Source organism: Bacillus sp. MMSF_3328 (assembly GCF_030733525.1).
Taxonomy (GTDB): domain Bacteria; phylum Bacillota; class Bacilli; order Bacillales; family Cytobacillaceae; genus Bacillus_AB; species Bacillus_AB infantis.
This window is the reverse complement of sequence record NZ_JASHIV010000031.1, coordinates 1-18456: the sequence shown is the minus strand read 5'-3', so window position 1 is coordinate 18456 and position 18456 is coordinate 1. Positions and strand designations below refer to the sequence as shown.

Annotated in this window: 14 protein-coding genes and 2 riboswitches; of the genes, 13 read left to right on the top strand and 1 reads right to left on the bottom strand. The window is 46.0% G+C overall.

What is annotated here, in order from left to right; translation table 11 throughout:
* Window positions 1–119: 119 nt before the first annotated feature.
* Window positions 120–965: a hypothetical protein gene (locus tag RBB45_RS25015; RefSeq protein WP_035403442.1), complete on the top strand. Its 846-nt coding sequence runs from the start codon at window positions 120–122 to the stop codon at window positions 963–965.
* Window positions 966–1067: 102 nt separating this feature from the next.
* The gene (locus RBB45_RS25010; RefSeq protein ID WP_306010566.1) at window positions 1068–2756 is read left to right on the top strand and encodes a hypothetical protein; all 1689 of its coding nucleotides are present in this window, start codon (window positions 1068–1070) and stop codon (window positions 2754–2756) included.
* A gap of 146 nt (window positions 2757–2902) precedes the next feature.
* Here RBB45_RS25010 and RBB45_RS25005 read toward each other — a convergent pair whose 3' ends face one another.
* The gene (locus RBB45_RS25005) at window positions 2903–3202 is read right to left on the bottom strand and encodes a hypothetical protein (RefSeq protein WP_009795838.1); all 300 of its coding nucleotides are present in this window, start codon (window positions 3200–3202) and stop codon (window positions 2903–2905) included.
* A gap of 545 nt (window positions 3203–3747) precedes the next feature.
* Between RBB45_RS25005 and RBB45_RS25000 the strand changes: the two genes are divergently transcribed.
* From RBB45_RS25000 to ptsG, 11 genes are all read left to right on the top strand, one after another.
* Window positions 3748–4038 (top strand): hypothetical protein, encoded by a 291-nt coding sequence (locus tag RBB45_RS25000; protein WP_094769996.1) that lies wholly within the window; start codon window positions 3748–3750, stop codon window positions 4036–4038.
* Between the two features lie 646 nt (window positions 4039–4684).
* Complete coding sequence (locus tag RBB45_RS24995) at window positions 4685–5056, top strand: DUF4064 domain-containing protein (RefSeq protein WP_009795842.1); 372 nt, start codon at window positions 4685–4687, stop codon at window positions 5054–5056.
* A gap of 16 nt (window positions 5057–5072) precedes the next feature.
* Window positions 5073–5312, top strand: a complete 240-nt coding sequence (locus RBB45_RS24990; RefSeq protein WP_306010565.1) for a hypothetical protein — start codon at window positions 5073–5075, stop codon at window positions 5310–5312.
* A gap of 81 nt (window positions 5313–5393) precedes the next feature.
* Window positions 5394–6503, top strand: coding sequence for a vWA domain-containing protein (locus RBB45_RS24985; protein ID WP_306010564.1), 1110 nt, complete (start codon window positions 5394–5396; stop codon window positions 6501–6503).
* 377 nt (window positions 6504–6880) lie between these two features.
* The gene (locus tag RBB45_RS24980) at window positions 6881–7834 is read left to right on the top strand and encodes an AAA family ATPase (protein ID WP_306010563.1); all 954 of its coding nucleotides are present in this window, start codon (window positions 6881–6883) and stop codon (window positions 7832–7834) included.
* Between the two features lies 1 nt (window position 7835).
* The gene (locus RBB45_RS24975) at window positions 7836–9053 is read left to right on the top strand and encodes a DUF58 domain-containing protein (protein WP_101552935.1); all 1218 of its coding nucleotides are present in this window, start codon (window positions 7836–7838) and stop codon (window positions 9051–9053) included.
* Window positions 9050–11251: a transglutaminaseTgpA domain-containing protein gene (locus RBB45_RS24970; protein WP_306010562.1), complete on the top strand. Its 2202-nt coding sequence runs from the start codon at window positions 9050–9052 to the stop codon at window positions 11249–11251. The genes RBB45_RS24975 and RBB45_RS24970 overlap by 4 nt, the downstream gene beginning before the upstream one ends.
* A 37-nt stretch (window positions 11252–11288) precedes the next feature.
* Window positions 11289–11390, top strand: a riboswitch (purine riboswitch).
* Between the two features lie 270 nt (window positions 11391–11660).
* A complete protein-coding gene (guaA, locus tag RBB45_RS24965; protein WP_306010572.1) occupies window positions 11661–13181 on the top strand; it encodes a glutamine-hydrolyzing GMP synthase in 1521 nt (506 codons plus the stop codon).
* Window positions 13182–13267: 86 nt separating this feature from the next.
* Window positions 13268–13369, top strand: a riboswitch (purine riboswitch).
* A 112-nt stretch (window positions 13370–13481) separates the two neighbouring features.
* Window positions 13482–14810, top strand: a complete 1329-nt coding sequence (locus RBB45_RS24960; protein WP_094769991.1) for an NCS2 family permease — start codon at window positions 13482–13484, stop codon at window positions 14808–14810.
* Between the two features lie 230 nt (window positions 14811–15040).
* Entirely contained in the window at window positions 15041–15883 is an 843-nt protein-coding gene (gene glcT, locus RBB45_RS24955) for a glucose PTS transporter transcription antiterminator GlcT (RefSeq protein ID WP_224952375.1), read from the top strand.
* A gap of 189 nt (window positions 15884–16072) precedes the next feature.
* Window positions 16073–18139: a glucose-specific PTS transporter subunit IIBC gene (gene ptsG, locus RBB45_RS24950; protein ID WP_094769990.1), complete on the top strand. Its 2067-nt coding sequence runs from the start codon at window positions 16073–16075 to the stop codon at window positions 18137–18139.
* The last annotated feature ends 317 nt before the right edge of the window (window positions 18140–18456 follow it).

The window sequence follows — 18456 nt, the reverse complement described above, 5'->3', positions numbered from 1 at the left end:
CATTTGTTGAGATAAGGACTAACAAACTATTTTAAACTATAACCTTGTAATCTCTAAAGTCTTGATTGGCTAACATGCCAATCAGGGCTTTTTATCATACACAAGCCGGAGGTGCCCCAATGATCAACGTCAAACCAACAAAACAGCACATCCAAACCATCAAGAAGCACAAGAAGTTCCTCGAAAAATGGGATATGTGGGATTTTGCCTATTTTGACGGGAAAGAGTATTACTTTTTGACGGTGTATAATACTTTATTGGGTAAAATCACAGGGTATTTGCTTTTAGACGCTTCAGGCAAGGAACCAGAGGCTGAAAAGGTTGAGGAAGCTGCTTACTATTTAATTTCCTACAATACCATGGTGCATAACACTATTGCAGGCATTGTTCCAAGGATGCATACGAATATGGAGCCTTATCAGCAAATGGTGAAGTTGCTGGGCAAGCATAAAGGAGAGCTGGTGCGGGAAGACCCCGAGTTGGAGGCTGCCATAGAGGAAATCCTTGTATTAACGAAGGTGATTATAGAAGAGTCATCGCAAATCAGGGACATTGTGTATACAGTAGGAGGCTATCAAAGGGAGATTACGAGGGAAAGAGGCTATTTTGACCTGGCCTTTCTGCGGAAAATGGAGGAAGAGTTTGAAAGGTACAGTATTATTATGTACACTTTCGGGCTGAGAGAGCGGACAATGGCCCCGGCATATAAACGTATTTATGAGTTGGTCTCCTCAGGCAAAGTGAAGGCTCCCAGGCTCAAAGGCCTCTTGAAAGCAGCAATGGAGACTAATGAGAAAGAATTAGAAAAGTCCATGTCCACCTTCGAAAGAGATCCTGATGGAAATCCACTCGAGATTGATAAGGAAAATATCCAGGAATCGCTCAGGCTGAATAGGAAGGTGCAGGGGAAGAAGGACTTCAAGGAAAAAATCGTGCCTATCATCAGGAATTATTTCAATAAGTGAAATGTGCTGCTGAGCCTTTTCTCAACAAAACGAAACCCCATCGCCCCTCATCCGTATACATACTATGCATCAAGAAATACTAACTCCTGAAAGGGGAAGCATATGGGAAGCATTTTTATATTTTCGATTATAATCGGACTGGTGGTTGCAGTTCTGCTTGTGCCGCTTCAAGGCGGGAGGAGCGGGAAAAAGGATAAGAAAGAGAAAAGCCGCTTCAGCGTTGTTGGCATGACAGTGGCGGCGGTCATTTCAATTATTGCCGCTTTCGGTTTTTACTATTTAACCAACCTGGACCGGAATTTTTCTTCCGTGTGGCTGGTTCTGATCCTGGCTTCAGGTGTCGGCGCCTTTTTGGCGGCAGGGAAGGAGCGTCTTGTTAAAAGCATTGTGTTCCTGGTATCCCTGCTGGCCGGAATTTACCTTTTGACCGCGTTCGTTTTTAACGCCGATGAAAAGTATGAGTCAGCGAAGATGGATGTAAAGACGGAAATCGAAGCTTTTGATGAAGAAAAGACACCGGCAAGCGTGCCGCCGAAATTTGCCCGCAATAAGATGAAAAAGGCATTTGGCCAGGTGCCGGATACGAGCTATTATGAGCTCGGCAGCCTGCAGATCCAGAAGGTGAACGGCGAATATGTCTACATCGCGCCAGTTGAGTTTTCCGGATTCTTCAAGTGGATGAAGGGTGACGAAACGCCGGGGTATTTTACCATCAGTGCGACGGATTCTAATGCCAATCCAAAGTTTGTGAAAGAAAAGATGACCTACACGCCTTCGTCTTATTTTAACAAGAACATAGAGCGGCACATCCGGAACAACTATCCAAAGAGGATATTCAACGGTGACGTGCAGCTGGAAGTGGATGATAACGGAAAGCCTTATTATGTCCGCACCTACGGAGAGTTTATCTCTGCCAGGAATGGCTTTGATGCAGAGGGAATCGTTGTGGTCGATCCGCAAAACGGTAAAATGAAGTCGTATAAGCTGGCAGATGCACCTGACTTCATCGATGGCGCGGTATCGCCTGAAACCGTCAGCCTGCAGAACAGCTATTACGGAAACTATGTCCAGGGCTTCTGGAACAGTGTCTTCGGAAAATCCGAAGTGAAGCTGCCTTCTGATGAAGGGACAGAGGCAAATGTAAGCCCGATTTTCGATGAAAATGGAGATATGTATTACTTCACAGATTTCACCTCGCCAAAAGAAGGGGTAGACAGCATGCTTGGCTACTCTTTGACAAATTCAAGGACGGGCGAAGCGACCTTCTACACAGGGAATCTGGAAGAGTCCTATATGGATTCGCAGGGGAACCTGCAGATCATCGATAAGAAATTCATTGAGAAAAAATGGAGCGGCGAAATGCCGATTCTGTATAACTTCTACGGAGAAGCCAGCTGGCTGACGCCGGTGCTGGATGCAAACGGATTCCTGCAGAATTACTTTATCGTATCAGCGGCAAATCCGGAAATCTCCGCCTATGCCAATACGCCAAATCAGGCGCTCAAGCTTTATAAAACAGCCCTGCAGCGCGGCGGCGGAAGCGTCAACGGCAGCTCCAAGGCAGAAGAAAAACAGATCAGCGGAACAGTCGTACGCGTCTATAAAGAAAAAACCGGCGACTACACAACCGTCTACTTCCTTCTCGAAAGTGGAAAAAGCTATATCGTCTCATCAGAAAACAGCCCGATGAGCATCTATCTAGAGGAAAACGACAAAGTAAACGTCATCTACCTCGACACAGGAGAAAGCTCTCTGCCGGTAAGGGGGATGGAGATAGAGGGGCTGCAGTAGGAGTGTCAGGCACCGCAGATGGACAATATGCAATAAATGTCTTTTTGCGGTGTCAGGCACGGTCCGTAGATAGAGAATGCCTGACAATAATAAGAAACCCTCACAAAAACCTTGCTCCATTAAGGCTTTTGTGAGGGTTTCTTTGCTTATTCGTCCGGAAACAGATCCATATTGAATAAATTGTATTCTTCTTCCGCTGGGTCTTCTTTTGGTTCTTCAACAGGATCCTGCCTGCGGGCCTCGGCTGGCCTGTGCCCATGCCGGCGCCTGTTAAGATCCTTGAACTCCATTTCCAGATACTCTGCCTGATCGTGAGAAATCTTGATGGTCACTTCATTGCCGGATTCATCGGCAGCCTTCAGCAGGACATAGCTCTCAGCTGAGTCCCTCAGCGTGACATTGCTCAATGTCAGGTTCATATCATTCAATTCATAGCGTGCTCTCATCGCAAAGCCTCCATTGCCTTTCTCGCTTACCCCATAGATGACTCTATTCTACTGGTTATGAGGGGAATTATCAAAGCAGGGAGTCACAAATGTGAGAAAATCTGTGTTTGAAACCCAAAATAGAAAGTTGAAGAAATTCCCCTTCCTTAAGTATAGTCTGGCCGTGGCAAATAAGAGATATTATTAATGATCTGCATTTATTGAACCCGAATGTACTGTACTTAAAGTTCTTACAGTTGCAGCTTCTGAACCTGGTCGGGATTTACTATATTTGGTATATTTAAAGCAGGGAGTGCGTGAACTAATAATGTTATTTGCCATGGGTGTGCTAAATACTTGGAAAAGTAATAGAATGCAAGGTCTTTGAGCAGACCTGCTGCTGTTTGGCTTTCTTTTCTTGATAGGAGCGATATTGGCAGCCATTGATATAGCTTCTTTACGGGAGAAAGGCAGGAAGCTGAATAATAAAGCACTCTGCACTGGGGCGGTCATCGCGGTACTCTTTCTCCTTTGGCGCATAGTATGAGCTTTTAGGGGGGAATTCAATGAACAAAAAAACACTTTCCCGTATTGCAACGATTTACACGGTAGTGGTACTCGGAGGCTTCATCATCTATGCCTGCACAATCCAGGAAAACTGGATGATTGATACCCAAAAGTACTTCAATCAGATTGTCACATTTGTTGTGTTAGCTTCAATCGGACTTATTCTTGCTGGCATAAGCGGGGCCTCTCTCAAGGATGAGGGGGAAAGGGTAAGTAAAAAAGCAGTATATGGCGGCATTTCAATTGCAGTTTTCTTTCTTTTGTGGCGGCTTTCAATGGGGCTGCTATAAGCTGAATAAGGTAAAGTAAGAGTTTTCCCGTGGAGAACTCTTTTTTTATGTTTAATCGGCAGGTAAGAGGGAATATAAGTTTGATTTTAAAAAAATAGAAAAATTATCCAAAAGAAACAATAAATCATAAGGGAGCTGATATTATCAAGAAAAAAACCCTTGCCAAATTCAATCTTTTCTTCTTTCTCGCCGTTAGCCTTTCTTTTGGCATATATGCCTATACAGTATCTGATAACTGGCTGATTGATTTTCAGGAGCAAAAATATAATCTGCTGTTTTTTTGCTTGCTTTTCCTCTGCTGCCTTGGTGTTGCTGTAATTGATGGGACAGCTGGGAGGTATGAGGGGGAAAGGGTAAGCGGAAAAGCGGTTTTGGCAGGGATCAGAATCGTGGCGGTGTTTGTGCTACTAATGGCAGCAGGGGTGATATTGAGAACGCTTTAGGGTGAAATAGGATTCCTGGGGAACTGGCTTGAGGCAAGAAATAATACAGCGCATATCGTGTCTTGATAGGCCTAAATCACCAATGGAAATTCAAAAAACAGGACCAAAAACCCAGGAACGAAACAGAGTGGTAAACGTAAAATTATGGAAGGCAATGATCATATACCATTATTAATCGCATCAACATAGGAGTTGGATTGAGAGTGAAAAGGACAGCGGAGTTTGTGTTAGGGCTGGTGGGCGGCATCATCGGCATTTTGTTATCGTTTATAGGGTTTGTTATTGCTTTTGTGGCAGCAGCCTCAGATGATCAGCAGGCGGCAGGCATTATCTTTATTGTCACGCTCTTATTTTTCATGATCCAGGCAGGGGCATTGATTGTCGGCTGTCTGGTAAACAGGATGAATCACAAGCTATTTGGGGGGCTGATGATCGCATTTGGCGTATTGAGCTTTCCGATTTCAATTTTTCTGATGTTCGTGCCAAGTGTTTTATATATCATCTCGGGTGCCTTAGGCTTCAGGGTTCCGCAGGAAAGGCAGGAACATTCTATAACACTTGAAAAAGAAATTTGATCAGGGAGGGTAAAGAATGCTGAAAAAATACATGCTGCTGATGCTGACCGTCTTGTTTGTACTGGCCGGCTGCTCTGGGGAAAAGAAAGTGGACAAGGCGGAACCAGCCCGGTCCGATGCCGGTTCGGCTGATCAAAAAATGGCCGGGAAGGACAATGAAGAAGAAGGCAGTGAAGTCACAGATGAAATCAGCACGGTTGTGATTCCTTCTACGGTGGAAGAGTTCCGGAATGCAGAGCCGGGCCTTTTAACATAGGACTTCAGCTATGAAAAGGAAACCGCGCTTTGGCCTGATTTCAATACGCTTTCAGGGATCAGGGAGGACTTTGAGGGTCACATGCAAAAGGTCACAAAGGAAACGAATGATCCGGATATGATGTTCAAGGCACTGCTTTATTATCTTGGCAACAGTGCCTATCAGCAGTCCATCGGCAGAATCATGGACTATGAGCCGCAATTTGATGAACCGCTCCTGCCTGAGCCGGAGCAGGCAGCACAGTCTGAAACCGGTGAAGAACAGGAAGACGGAAAGGCTCTTCTTCTCCTTGATGCCAGCTCCAGCATGCTGCTTGACGTAGACGGCAAGCAGAAAATGGAAATTGCCAAGAGTGCAGTCAGAAGCTTTGCCAAGACCATTGGCGAAGAAAATGATGTTTCCCTTTATGTGTATGGGCATGCAGGCACACAGGAGGACAAGGACAAGCAGATTTCCTGTACGACGATTGATGAGGTTTATCCGCTTCAGTCATATAACGAAGAGTCTTTCTTCAAGGCTGTTGAAGGGGTAGAGGCGAAAGGCTGGACTCCGCTGGCCGGCGCCATAAAGGCTGCAAGGGAGGCGAGCATGGACTATGAGGGTGATATTACCCTTTATATAGTCAGCGATGGAGCGGAAACCTGTGACGGAAATCCGGTGGAGGAAGCCAGGCTGTTTGCTGAAACCAATGAAAGCCGGATGGTGAACATCATCGGGTTTAATGCGGATGCGAAAGCGGAGGATCAGCTCAAGAAGGTGGCTGAGGCAGGGAAGGGCGAATATATCGGCGCCGACAATGCCGATCAGCTGAACAGCAGCATCTCCAATGAGTGGGTGCCTGGGCTGATAGATATCATCGGCGTGCAGTGGTCCTCTCCTAAAAATACATTCGCCGTATCCTTCCAGAAGCTTGATATCGATCAGATGGGCATGGGGCTTGGATATGCCATCAGGAATGAGGCCGGGCGCATCCGGGACGCCATTGCGAACCTGAAGGAAAATGAACTGATCGATGCCGCCATGGAAGAGGAGCTGCTCAAAAAGACAGAAGAGCATGAAAAGGTATTGGAAGGGCTTCAGGATGAAATTATCAATAGCAAGCATCAGGAAATTGATGATGAAGTGGAAAGGATCGACCAAAAGATCAATGACTGGGCTAAGCGGATGGAAAAGTTAAGGGAAAATCGTTAATCAAACGTTTGATTAATTGTACGTGAAAGCATGCCCTGCCTATTGCGGGCATGCTTTCATTAGTTTCTGATATTGCACAATAGTAAGCATGTAATCACCTTGGGCGGGAAGATAAATTGAAAAATAGAATTCTCTAATTCCTCACTAATCCTAAACGTTTCCGGCACTGCCGGAAATCTTTCCATTTTACATATTTTTGAAAATTACCTACAATAGATATGCTGGCCTTTCGTTAATATTTTCTCAGGTCCGTATTTTTTACAGGTTTTTAATAGAATCTGTCGAATATAAGTTATTAGTATCATAATTCAAGAGAAATTCATGTTAAGTACGCGCCTTTTGGCCTGCTTAATAGTCATAATACAGGAGGGATATAGATGCGCGATCAAATGAATCCCGCGGCTGAAAGGATTTTGCATAATATCGAGAAGGTTATGATCGGAAAGCGCAATGTCGCTGAGCTCAGCCTTGTGGCACTGCTGGCAGGCGGGCACGTTCTGCTTGAGGATGTCCCTGGTGTTGGAAAAACAATGATGGTAAGAGCGCTGGCCAAATCGGTGGGCGCCAACTTCCGCCGGATCCAGTTTACTCCCGATCTGCTTCCATCAGATGTGACAGGCGTTTCTATATATAATCCAAAAGAGATGGAATTTCAGTTTCGTCCGGGGCCGATCATGGGGCATATCATCCTTGCTGATGAAATCAACCGGACTTCACCTAAGACTCAGTCTGCCCTGCTTGAGGGGATGGAAGAGAGCAGTGTGACCATTGACGGGGTGACACACAGGCTGGAGAAGCCGTTCTTTGTCATGGCAACCCAGAACCCGATTGAATATGAAGGGACATACCCTCTGCCGGAAGCTCAGCTGGACCGTTTCCTGCTGAAAATGAAAATGGGCTATCCGGAAGTCGCCGAAGAAATGGAAGTGCTGAACCGTGCACAGAAGGTGCCGCCGATCGATGAGCTGAAACCAGTCATTGACCTTGAAGAATTGAGGGAGCTTCAGCAGCAGATCAAAGAAGTGCATGTGAATGAAACCATCAAAAGATATATAGTTGATATCTCCAACAGGACAAGGACCCATAGCAGTGTATATCTTGGAGCGAGCCCGCGCGGATCGATTGCGCTAATGAAGTCGGCCCAGGCTTTCGCTTTCATGTATGGCAGGGATTATGTCCTTCCGGATGATATCCAATACCTGGCCCCCGCTGTGCTGGCACACCGAATCATCCTGAAGAGCGAGGCCAAGTTTGAAGGCATATCTGCCGAGGAAGTTGTGGACCGCGTGATTGCAAGAGTGCCGGTCCCTGTCCAAAGGGCTGTGAAGTAAGATGAAGCAGCTGATACATCTGGGCAAAAATGTCTGGAAGCTGATCGTATTATTTCTCCTCATTCTGATCACATTTTCTTATGCAATGTTCCAGGGAGGATTTGTGAGCTGGTTCCTATTTTACAGTTTCCTTCCTTTTGCCCTGTACGGGCTTGCTTTGTCCTTTTATTCGGTCGGCACCTTCCGTGCTGAAAGGGATCTTATAAAGACTGATTATAATGCCGGTGAAAAGCTTAAGGTAAAAGTAACATTGAAGCGGGACAACTCTTTCCCGCTGTTTTTTCTCATTGCCGAGGACTGCCTGAATGAGGCGCTGTCTTTTTCCGCAAAAGCGAATAAAGCAAAATCCTTTGTGTTTCCCTGGTTCAAGCGGGAAGTTTCTTTTGAGTATGAAGTGGATGGACTGCCCCGCGGCGAGCATATCTTTGAGGCTATCCGCCTGAAAACGGGTGATCCAATTGGCTTGATTGAAAAGGAAAAGCTTGTGGAGGCGGAGGGCCGGATCATGGTTTATCCCGCTTATGAAGAGCTTATCTATAAGCCGGCAGACAACCATTATGACCAGGGAATGACTGCATCGAAGGAACGGGTCCAGAGGGATACTTCCATGGCAGTCGGAATTCGGGAATATCAGCCCGGAGACCGGTTTTCCTGGATCAACTGGAAAGCGACCGCCAGGCGGAATGACATCATGACAAAGGAATTTGAGCAGCGGAAATCTCATGATGTGTATATTATGATGGATTGCGCCCCTGACGAAAGGTTTGAGGGAATTGTATCATTTACAGCCTCGGTCATCAGAGGCATCCTCCGCAAGGGCGCCCAGACCGGCCTGATCACGATGGGAACGGAAAGGGCGGCATTTCCTGTCAGAGGCGGGGAAGGGCAGCAGCAGCAGCTCTTTTATCACCTCGCAAAAGTGAAGGATGACTGCCCGGTTTCCTTTGACCGGGTGCTGGAAACAGAGAATTTCCTTGCCCAGCAAAATGTCTCGCTTATGCTGATCACGGCTCAGCTGACGAAGCGGCTGGTGGAAAAGGCCAGCTTCTATGCTTCCCATAAAAATGCCGTCACCATTTTTCTGCTGAAAAACGAGCGTGAGGCCGCAGCCAAGGAGGAAATTGCGCTGAGGGCTTCTGCCAACGCGCGCGGGGTCAGGGTCGTGCTTGTCCATGAAGGCCAATTTTCGGAGGCTTTTTCGGAGGTGAATAGAGGATGAGGGCAGATGAGAACAGGCACACCATCACTTCTGTCATTTTATATATGTTCGGATTCCTGCTTCTGTGGGAGTGGATGCGCCCGCTTGAACAGCTGACAGATACGTCTAACATACTTGTGTTTATTTTGTTCATTGTTCTTGGCCTTGTGATGTATTATTTTCACGTGAATATGGTGGTCAGCGGCTTTGTTAAATGCCTGTATATCCTGTATTCCCTGCATTATCTTTATTATGAGGGAGCTTTTTTTTCACCGGAATGGGTGCTGCCGTTTTTCATGGAGATCAAAGAAAATCTGGCCTTTGTGTCGGCAGCCGAATGGCCGGAGCTCACAGACTTGTTCAGAAGCCTTTTGTTCTTTGTGCTGATTTGGCTGATGACCTATCTGCTTCAATATTGGCTGATCAATAGAAGGCAGATTTTTATTTTCTTTTTTATGACATTGACCTATATTACTGTGCTTGATACCTTTACTCCATACCAGGCAGACGGCGCCATTGTCCGTACTGTAATCGCCGGTTTCGGTGTGATGGGGATCCTGACATTCCACAGGCTTATGGAGCGGGAGACAATCTTAAAAAAGAGGACTTTCTCGAGAAAATGGATGGCCCCTCTTGCGGTGATGATTGTCCTGAGTGTGGCGGTCGGCCTTGCCGCTCCCAAGGCAGCGCCTATTTGGCCCGATCCAGTCCCGTATATAAAATCATATGGACAGAACAGCGGGGACGGACCAGGCGGTTCTGTTGCGAGGGTAGGCTATGGAGTCGATGATTCCAGGCTTGGCGGACCCTTTATCGGAGACAACCAGGTTGTTTTCCGTACTGAAGTGAAATCGCGCCATTACTGGAAGGTTGAGACGAAGGATGTGTATACAGGCAAAGGATGGCTTGCTTCTGAAGAAGGGGAAGAGCGCATTCCGTTCACTGAGGAAGACGAAGTGCCGATTTCCTCTTTTTCTGGAGAAGGGATGACAACCAATCCGGAAACAAGTTCAGTCTATTTGTATCAATCATCTCCGCATATTGTATACCCGCTTGGTGTTGAGAGCATACAGCCAAAAGGGGATGTGAGCTTTGAACTGGATCCGGCGATTGAAAAAGTTTATGCTGTCCAGCCGATTCCTCTGAAGGAATACAGTGTGAGCTATGAGGTGCCGAAATATAGTGTTTCTGCACTCCAGGAGTCCGGAGATGGCCAAAGTCTGGACAGCAGTTTCCTTGAGAGGTATACCCAGCTGCCTAATAATCTTCCGGCAAGGGTGAAAGAGCTGGCAGAGGAGATTACGGCCAATGAAACAAGCTGGTTTAATAAGGCTAGGGAGATAGAACGCTATTTCCGGATGTCCGGCTTTGCTTATGACCAGACAGATGTGGCTGTTCCCGGTGCCCGCGATGATTATGTAGATCAATTCTTGTTTGATACAAAAAGGGGCTATTGCGATAACTTCTCTTCCTCGATGGCTGTTCTTGTACGAAGCCTCGGTATCCCTGCCAGATGGGTGAAAGGCTATACAGAAGGAGAATATCAGGCAAGGGAAAGTGAAACAAGCAGGACCTTTGAAGTCACGAATAACAATGCTCATTCATGGGTGGAGGTTTACTTCCCTGAAATTGGCTGGGTTCCTTTTGAGCCGACACAGGGCTTTTCAAATAATATCCAGTATTCCTATGACACTCAATCGCCAGACACTGCTGAAACGGATACGGCAGAAACTGCGGCCCAGCCGGAAGAAGAGCCGGCTGCACCAGATTCCCCGGAAGAAAACAGTGATAAGGCATCATCCTTTACGCTGGCTGACCTGGGTGTAAAGGCAAAGGAATTCTTCACTGGCTCCTGGAAGGCGATGTCTCTGATCTTACTGCTTCTTGCCGTTGCGGCTGCGGCTGCTTACCTGAAAAGGTCCAAATGGCTTCCAGTCTATTTCATCTGGAAGTTCAGGCGGATGAAAAATAAGGACGGCCGCTTTGTTTCAGCGTATCTGACTCTGCTCAAACAGCTTGAACGCTATGGCCTGAAAAGGAAACAGGACCAGACGCTGAGGGAATATGCTGCATATATCGATCATTTCTTCTCTACACAGGAAATGAGCAGGATTACTGCCCAGTATGAGCGGGTTCTGTACAGAGGCAGCCAAGAAGAAGGACGCTGGGAAGAAATCAGGGAATTGTGGGAAAATTTAATTAAAAAGACAATAGCTTGACCAAAAAAATGACCTGTTGATACAATGTTCACGAGAATCATAATTTAATATGCACCTTCATATATCCTCGATAATACGGTTCGAAAGTCTCTACCAGGTCACCTTAAATGACTTGACTATGAAGGCAGGTCATTCTATATAGCGTTTTATGGCATTTATGCTTAAAAACCGGAATTCTGCCTTCAGCGTATTTGCGGAGGAGAGTTCCGGTTTTTTTTGTTTGATTTGGCTGGTGCTGGACAGGCATGCGGCAAGAGCCGGCCAAAATTAACCGGATATATGGAGCATGAGATAAGAGTTGCTGTTTCGGACTGCGGTTAAAGTAAGGGCCGGGAGAGCAGGATAAGAAAAAATAACATAACCGAGGTGGACAGATTTGACGGGGAAAACAGAACTGCAAAACCAGGAAATGATTGTCGTGCTAGACTTTGGCAGTCAGTACAATCAGCTGATAACTAGAAGGATCCGCGAGTTTGGGGTATACAGTGAGCTTCACCCCCATACAATTACAGCAGAAGAAATCAATGAAATGAATCCTAGCGGCATCATTTTCTCCGGCGGCCCGAACAGTGTATACGGCGAAAATGCCTTCGGCTGCGATGAAAGAATTTTTGAGCTGGGCTTGCCTATTTTCGGCATCTGCTACGGCATGCAGCTGATGACTATGCATTTCGGAGGCAAAGTTGAGCGCGCGAAGCACAGAGAGTATGGCAAGGCTGTCCTGACACTCGAACATGAGTCCAAGCTTTTTGCCGGACTTCCGAATGAGCAGACAGTCTGGATGAGCCACGGTGACCTTGTTACAGAAGCACCTGAAGGTTTTTCTGTTGATGGAATCAATCCTTCCTGCCCAATCGCTGCGATGAGCAATGAAGAGCGCGGGCTTTATGCGGTTCAATTCCACCCGGAAGTCCGCCATTCTGTATACGGAAACGATATACTGAAGAACTTTGTCTTTGGCGTCTGCGGGTGCAAAGGCGAATGGTCAATGGAGAACTTCATAGAAATCGAGACAGAGAAAATCCGCCAGGCTGTAGGCGATAAGAAGGTTTTATGCGCACTGAGCGGCGGGGTGGATTCTTCTGTTGTCGCTGTCCTTATCCATAAAGCGATCGGTGATCAGCTGACATGTATTTTCGTAGACCATGGCCTGCTCCGGAAAGGAGAAGCCGAAAGTGTCATGAAGACCTTCTCTGAGGGCTTCAACATGAACGTTATTAAAGTTGATGCAAAAGACCGCTTCCTTAACAAGCTGAAAGGTGTCAGCGATCCGGAACAAAAACGGAAAATCATCGGGAACGAATTTATATATGTGTTTGATGATGAAGCGGCCAAGCTGGAAGGAATTGAGTTCCTTGCACAGGGAACTTTGTATACCGATATTATTGAAAGCGGCACGGCAACTGCCCAGACAATCAAGTCCCATCATAATGTCGGGGGATTGCCGGAGGATATGCAGTTTAAGCTGATTGAGCCTTTGAATACTTTATTCAAGGATGAAGTCAGGGCATTGGGGACTGAGCTTGGTATCGCTGATGAAGTGGTATGGAGGCAGCCATTCCCTGGACCAGGTCTAGGAATCCGTGTACTCGGAGAAATTTCAGATGAAAAGCTCGAAATTGTTCGTGAATCAGACGCGATTTTACGGGACGAAATCAAGAAGGCAGGTCTTGACCGCGATATCTGGCAGTACTTTACCGTTCTTCCTGATATCCGCAGCGTAGGTGTGATGGGTGATGCCCGTACCTATGATTATACAATCGGGATCCGTGCCGTAACCTCTATTGATGGAATGACTTCAGACTGGGCAAGGGTGCCATGGGATGTGCTGGAGATCATATCCACCCGAATCGTCAATGAAGTGGATCATATCAACCGTGTTGTATATGATATTACAAGCAAGCCGCCTGCAACAATTGAATGGGAATAAAAATACGAACATTAAAAAAGCGAACATGAAAAATGTTCGCTTTTTTTTATTGACTGAAAATAGTGCTCCTGCTAAAATGAAGAAGAACTGAATATGTCGTATTACGTCGTATAATATCAGGGATATGGCCTGAAAGTTTCTACCGAGCTGCCGTAAATAGCTTGACTACGAGGTAAATGTTTATAGGGATCATTTTACTGAACTTATTATAAATTCCCCCTATAGGCAGGAACCTGTTGTCACGCTCCCGGAAACCGGCGGGCGTTTTTTATTTGGTTTTTACACTAGGGGGGGAAAAGAATGAAAAAGTATTTCCAGTTTGAAGAGCTTGGCACGAATTACCGCCGCGAAATCATTGGCGGATTAACTACCTTTTTATCAATGGCCTATATCCTGGCCGTCAACCCGCTCACATTGTCATTGCAGTCGGTTCCTGATCTTCCTGACAGCATGAGGATGGATCAGGGTGCAGTCTTCGTGGCGACAGCCCTTGCTGCTGCCATCGGGTCGATCTTGATGGGCCTGATTGCTAAATATCCGATCGGACTTGCGCCGGGGATGGGCTTAAATGCGTTTTTCGCCTATACAGTCATATTGACGATGGGAATCTCCTGGCAGCATGCACTCGGCGGAGTGCTCATTTCCGGTCTGATTTTTATACTTCTCACGCTTTCAGGCATCAGGGAAAAAATAATCAATGCCATTCCTGCTGAACTGAAGTTTGCAGTAGGAGCGGGAATCGGGCTGTTCATCGCCTTTATCGGGTTCCAGAACGCCGGAATCATTGTCAATGATGATGCTGTCCTGCTCGGGCTTGGAGATCTTTCAGACGGAAATGTCCTATTGGCCATCTTCGGTATTATTATTACGGTCATCTTAATGACAAAAAACGTCAAGGGCGGTATCTTCATCGGGATGGCAGTGACTGCTATAGCCGGTATGATTTTCGGACTGATCAATGCTCCTGAAAGTATTGTAGGGGCTGTACCAAGCCTTGAGCCTACATTCGGAGCTGCTTTTACAGCATTTGGCGATAGTTCATTCTTTTCGACAGAAATGCTTGTGGTTATTCTGACGTTCCTGTTCGTTGACTTCTTTGATACAGCAGGAACACTCGTCGCGGTCGCTAACCAGGCGGGTCTCATGAAGGGGAATATCCTTCCGCGCGCAGGCAAAGGACTGCTGGCTGACTCTTGTGCCACTGTAGCGGGAGCTATACTAGGAACTTCAACAACAACATCTTATATTGAATCATCTGCTGGCGTGGCTGCCGGAGCAAGGACAGGATTCGCTGCAATTGTGACGGCTGCGTTCTTCTTGCTTTCACTGTTCTTCTTCCCGCTGCTCGATGTAATAACAGCGCCAGTTACAGCTCCGGCTCTGATCATTGTAGGTGTCCTGATGGTCTCGTCGCTTGGGCAGATTGACTGGAAGAGATTCGAAATTGCTGTTCCAGCCTTCCTGACGATCATAGCCATGCCGCTCACATACAGCATTGCAACCGGAATCGCAATCGGCTTTATCTTCTACCCAATCACCATGATCGTAAAAGGCAAAGCTAAAGAGATCCACCCGATCATGTACTTCCTGTTTGCAGTGTTTGTCCTATACTTTATTTTCTTGAAATAATTATTTGGGGAGCCTCCTTATACTGGGGGCTCTTTTTGTTTTTTGTGTATAGGATTGTCTTATCCTTGAGGCCCATAGGAAGTGGGTCATGCAGGCGTTGCCACAGGACGTGGCGTACTTAGCCTGCGTTCCTTAGTGAACAGCCGCCTCCGCTTTTCTTTTTATTGACTTCCGATTTTGTCTTTTATAACATGAAACTACTTGATGGAGACTGAAAAGAGGAAGAGGATATGAAAACGCTTGAAGTGAAAAAGGCACTAAACAATAATGTATTGATCGGCCATCACCAGGAGCATGGCGAGGTTGTCCTCATAGGGAAGGGGATTGGCTTCAGCCATAAGAAAGGTGATTACATTGATGAAGCTTCAGTAGAAAAGCTTTTTATCCTGAAGAATGAAAAAGAGCAGGAAAACTATATCAAGCTTCTCCCGCATGTGGACAATGAACTGCTGGATGTTATTATTTCCTCTCTTGAACTGATTAAGCAGCGGACTAACTCTGAATTGAATGAGCATATCCATGTGGCGCTGACCGACCACCTGATGTTCGCTGTCAGCAGGCTGTCCATTGGCATGGAAATGCGCAATCCCTTCCTGATTGAAACGAAAGCGCTGTATCCTTTCGAGTATGATGTCGCTAGAGATGTTGTCCAGCTGATTGGAGAAAGGGCAGGGGTCCATCTGCCTGAAGGGGAAGTTGGATTCATCGCCCTCCATATCCACAGTGCCGTCATGAACCGGAATCTTTCCGAGGTTAACCAGCACTCGCAGCTTGTGACCCATCTGGTTAATATGATTGAAGAGCAGCTTGATATAAAAATCGATAAAGAAAGCATTGATTATATGAGGCTTGTCCGGCATCTAAGGTTTACAATCGAGAGGGTCCATACCGGCGAGCAGGTGGAAGAGCCAGAAAAAATTGCAGACCTCTTGAAGTCAGAGTATCCTGTGTGTTACAATCTTTCCTGGAAGCTCATTAAAGTGATGCAGCAAGCATTGCGAAAAAAGGTTTTTGATGCAGAAGCGGTGTATTTGACGATGCACCTGCAGAGGCTTCAAAAGAAAATCAAATAGATATCATAATTACGTGTTACTGATACGATCAGGCATGAGTGATTAGATAATTGAAAACAAGTTTTATGGGTAATATACACCTGTACAGCTTTTTTCGGTTATTTTTTCCTCATGCCTTTTTTGCTTTCTGCTTAATTGTGCTCAGTATTGGAAACGCTTTATGAGCTTATAAAAAAAGGAGGAATTCACATGTTTAAAAAAGCTTTTGGTGTCTTGCAAAAAGTCGGCAAGGCATTAATGCTCCCGGTAGCGCTCCTTCCGGCTGCAGGTATCCTGCTAGCCTTTGGTAATGCTCTGCAAAACCCTGCGCTGCTTGATTTAGCGCCATTCCTGGAAAATGGCGGAGTGGAAATGGTCGCTTCCGTCATGGAAAACGCCGGTAATATAGTCTTCAGTAACCTTGCCCTCTTATTTGCGGTCGGCGTTGCGGTCGGCCTTGCAGGCGGGGAAGGTGTAGCTGCCCTGGCTGCCATCATCGGTTACCTCATTATGAATGTAACGATGGGTACTGTATTGGGCATTGAAGCAAAAGACCTTGAAGGAAGTATGGAATATGCCAATGTACTGGGAATACCAACCCTCCAGACGGGTGTGTTCGGCGGTATTATTGTAGGTATTCTCGCAGCATCCATGTATAATAAGTTCTTTGAAATTGAGCTTCCGTCTTACTTAGGATTCTTTGCAGGAAAGCGCTTTGTACCTATTGCGACAGCTGCAAGTGCAGTAGTCCTTGGGCTCTTGATGATTATCATCTGGCCTCCGATCCAATCTGCACTTAATGCTTTTTCTCAAAACATGGTTCACGCGAACCTTACATTATCAGCGTTTGTGTTTGGTGTTATTGAACGCTCTCTTATTCCTTTTGGACTGCACCATATTTTCTATTCACCATTCTGGTATGAGTTCGGGCAATATACAACAAATGCAGGTGAATTGGTGCGTGGCGACCAAAGGATCTTCATGGCTGAAATTAAGGACCGTGTCCAAGATCTATCGGCAGGTACTTTCATGACTGGTAAATTCCCGTTCATGATGTTCGGTCTTCCGGCAGCTGCTTTGGCGATCTACCATGAAGCCCGTCCGGAAAGAAAAGCGATTGTCGGAGGCCTGATGGCTTCAGCAGCTTTGACTTCATTCTTGACTGGTATTACTGAGCCGCTGGAATTCTCATTCCTATTCGTTGCTCCTGTACTTTTCGGTATCCATGCAATTTTCGCCGGATTGTCCTTTATGACAATGCACCTATTAGACGTAAAAATTGGCATGACCTTCTCCGGAGGATTGATTGATTATATCCTGTTCGGTCTGATCAACCCTCAGACAAACGCATGGATTGTCATCCCGGTAGGTATTGTTTTTGCAGTTATTTACTACTTCGGCTTCCGTTTTGCGATCCGCAAGTTCAACCTTAAGACACCTGGACGCGAAGATGTAGAAGAGGAAGATGTAGCTGAAGGTGAGAATAAAGGTGGAGATCTGCCGTACCAGATCCTTGAAGCAATGGGCGGACAGGAAAACATCTCTCATCTTGATGCTTGCATCACGCGCCTGCGTGTTTCTGTAAATGATATTAAAGATGTAGATAAAAACCGCTTGAAGAAACTGGGGGCATCCGGTGTCCTTGAAGTAGGGAACAATATCCAAGCAATCTTCGGTCCTAGATCTGAAACGATTAAAGGCCAAATGAAAGATATCATGACCGGCAAAAAACCTCGTCCGGCAGAAAAGGCTCCTGAAAAGGGTGTTGAGCAGCAAATTGAGGAAGTAAACCCAGAAGCGCTTCAGACAGAGCATAAGGGTGAAGATGTTTTCGTTTCTCCTATTAAAGGAGAAATCAAGCCGATTACAGATGTACCTGATGCTGTATTCTCCGGCAAAATGATGGGCGATGGCTTCGCGATCGTTCCAAGTGAGGGTACTATCGTTTCTCCGGTTGACGGAAAGATCGTCAATCTGTTCCCAACGAAGCATGCTCTTGGCCTTCTTTCAGATTCAGGCCGCGAAATTCTGATTCATGTCGGCATCGATACAGTCAACCTGAAAGGTCAGGGCTTTGAAACACTCGTTAAAGAAAATGACAGAGTGGAAAAAGGACAGCCTCTCTTGAAGGTCGACCTGGACTTTGTAAAAGAAAATGCACCATCCATTATGACGCCGATTGTATTTACTAATTTGGCTGAAGGCGAGGCAGTTGTTATTAACAAAACTGGCAGCGTCGATCTGAAAGAAGAAGATATTATTACGATTAAGAAATAAGCTCCTATTAATATAGAAGTAAATGTAAAGCCGGCTGCGGATAGCAGCCGGCTTTTATAAATGGGATATATTTCATGTATAAAAATAATTATTCTGGTGTTGACGTGTATAGAGGAACGATGTTAATATAGGTGAGCAGTCGTTTTCGGCAAAAGCTTTCAACTTGAATCTTGAAAAAAGCTGTTGACAAACGCTGCGAGAAAATGTTATTCTAATATAGTTGCTTCAAGAGAGCGACTGAGATTGTTCTTTGAAAACTGAACGAACAAAAACGTCAACGTTAATCTTAATTTTTTATCAGAGCTAAATCTTACTCT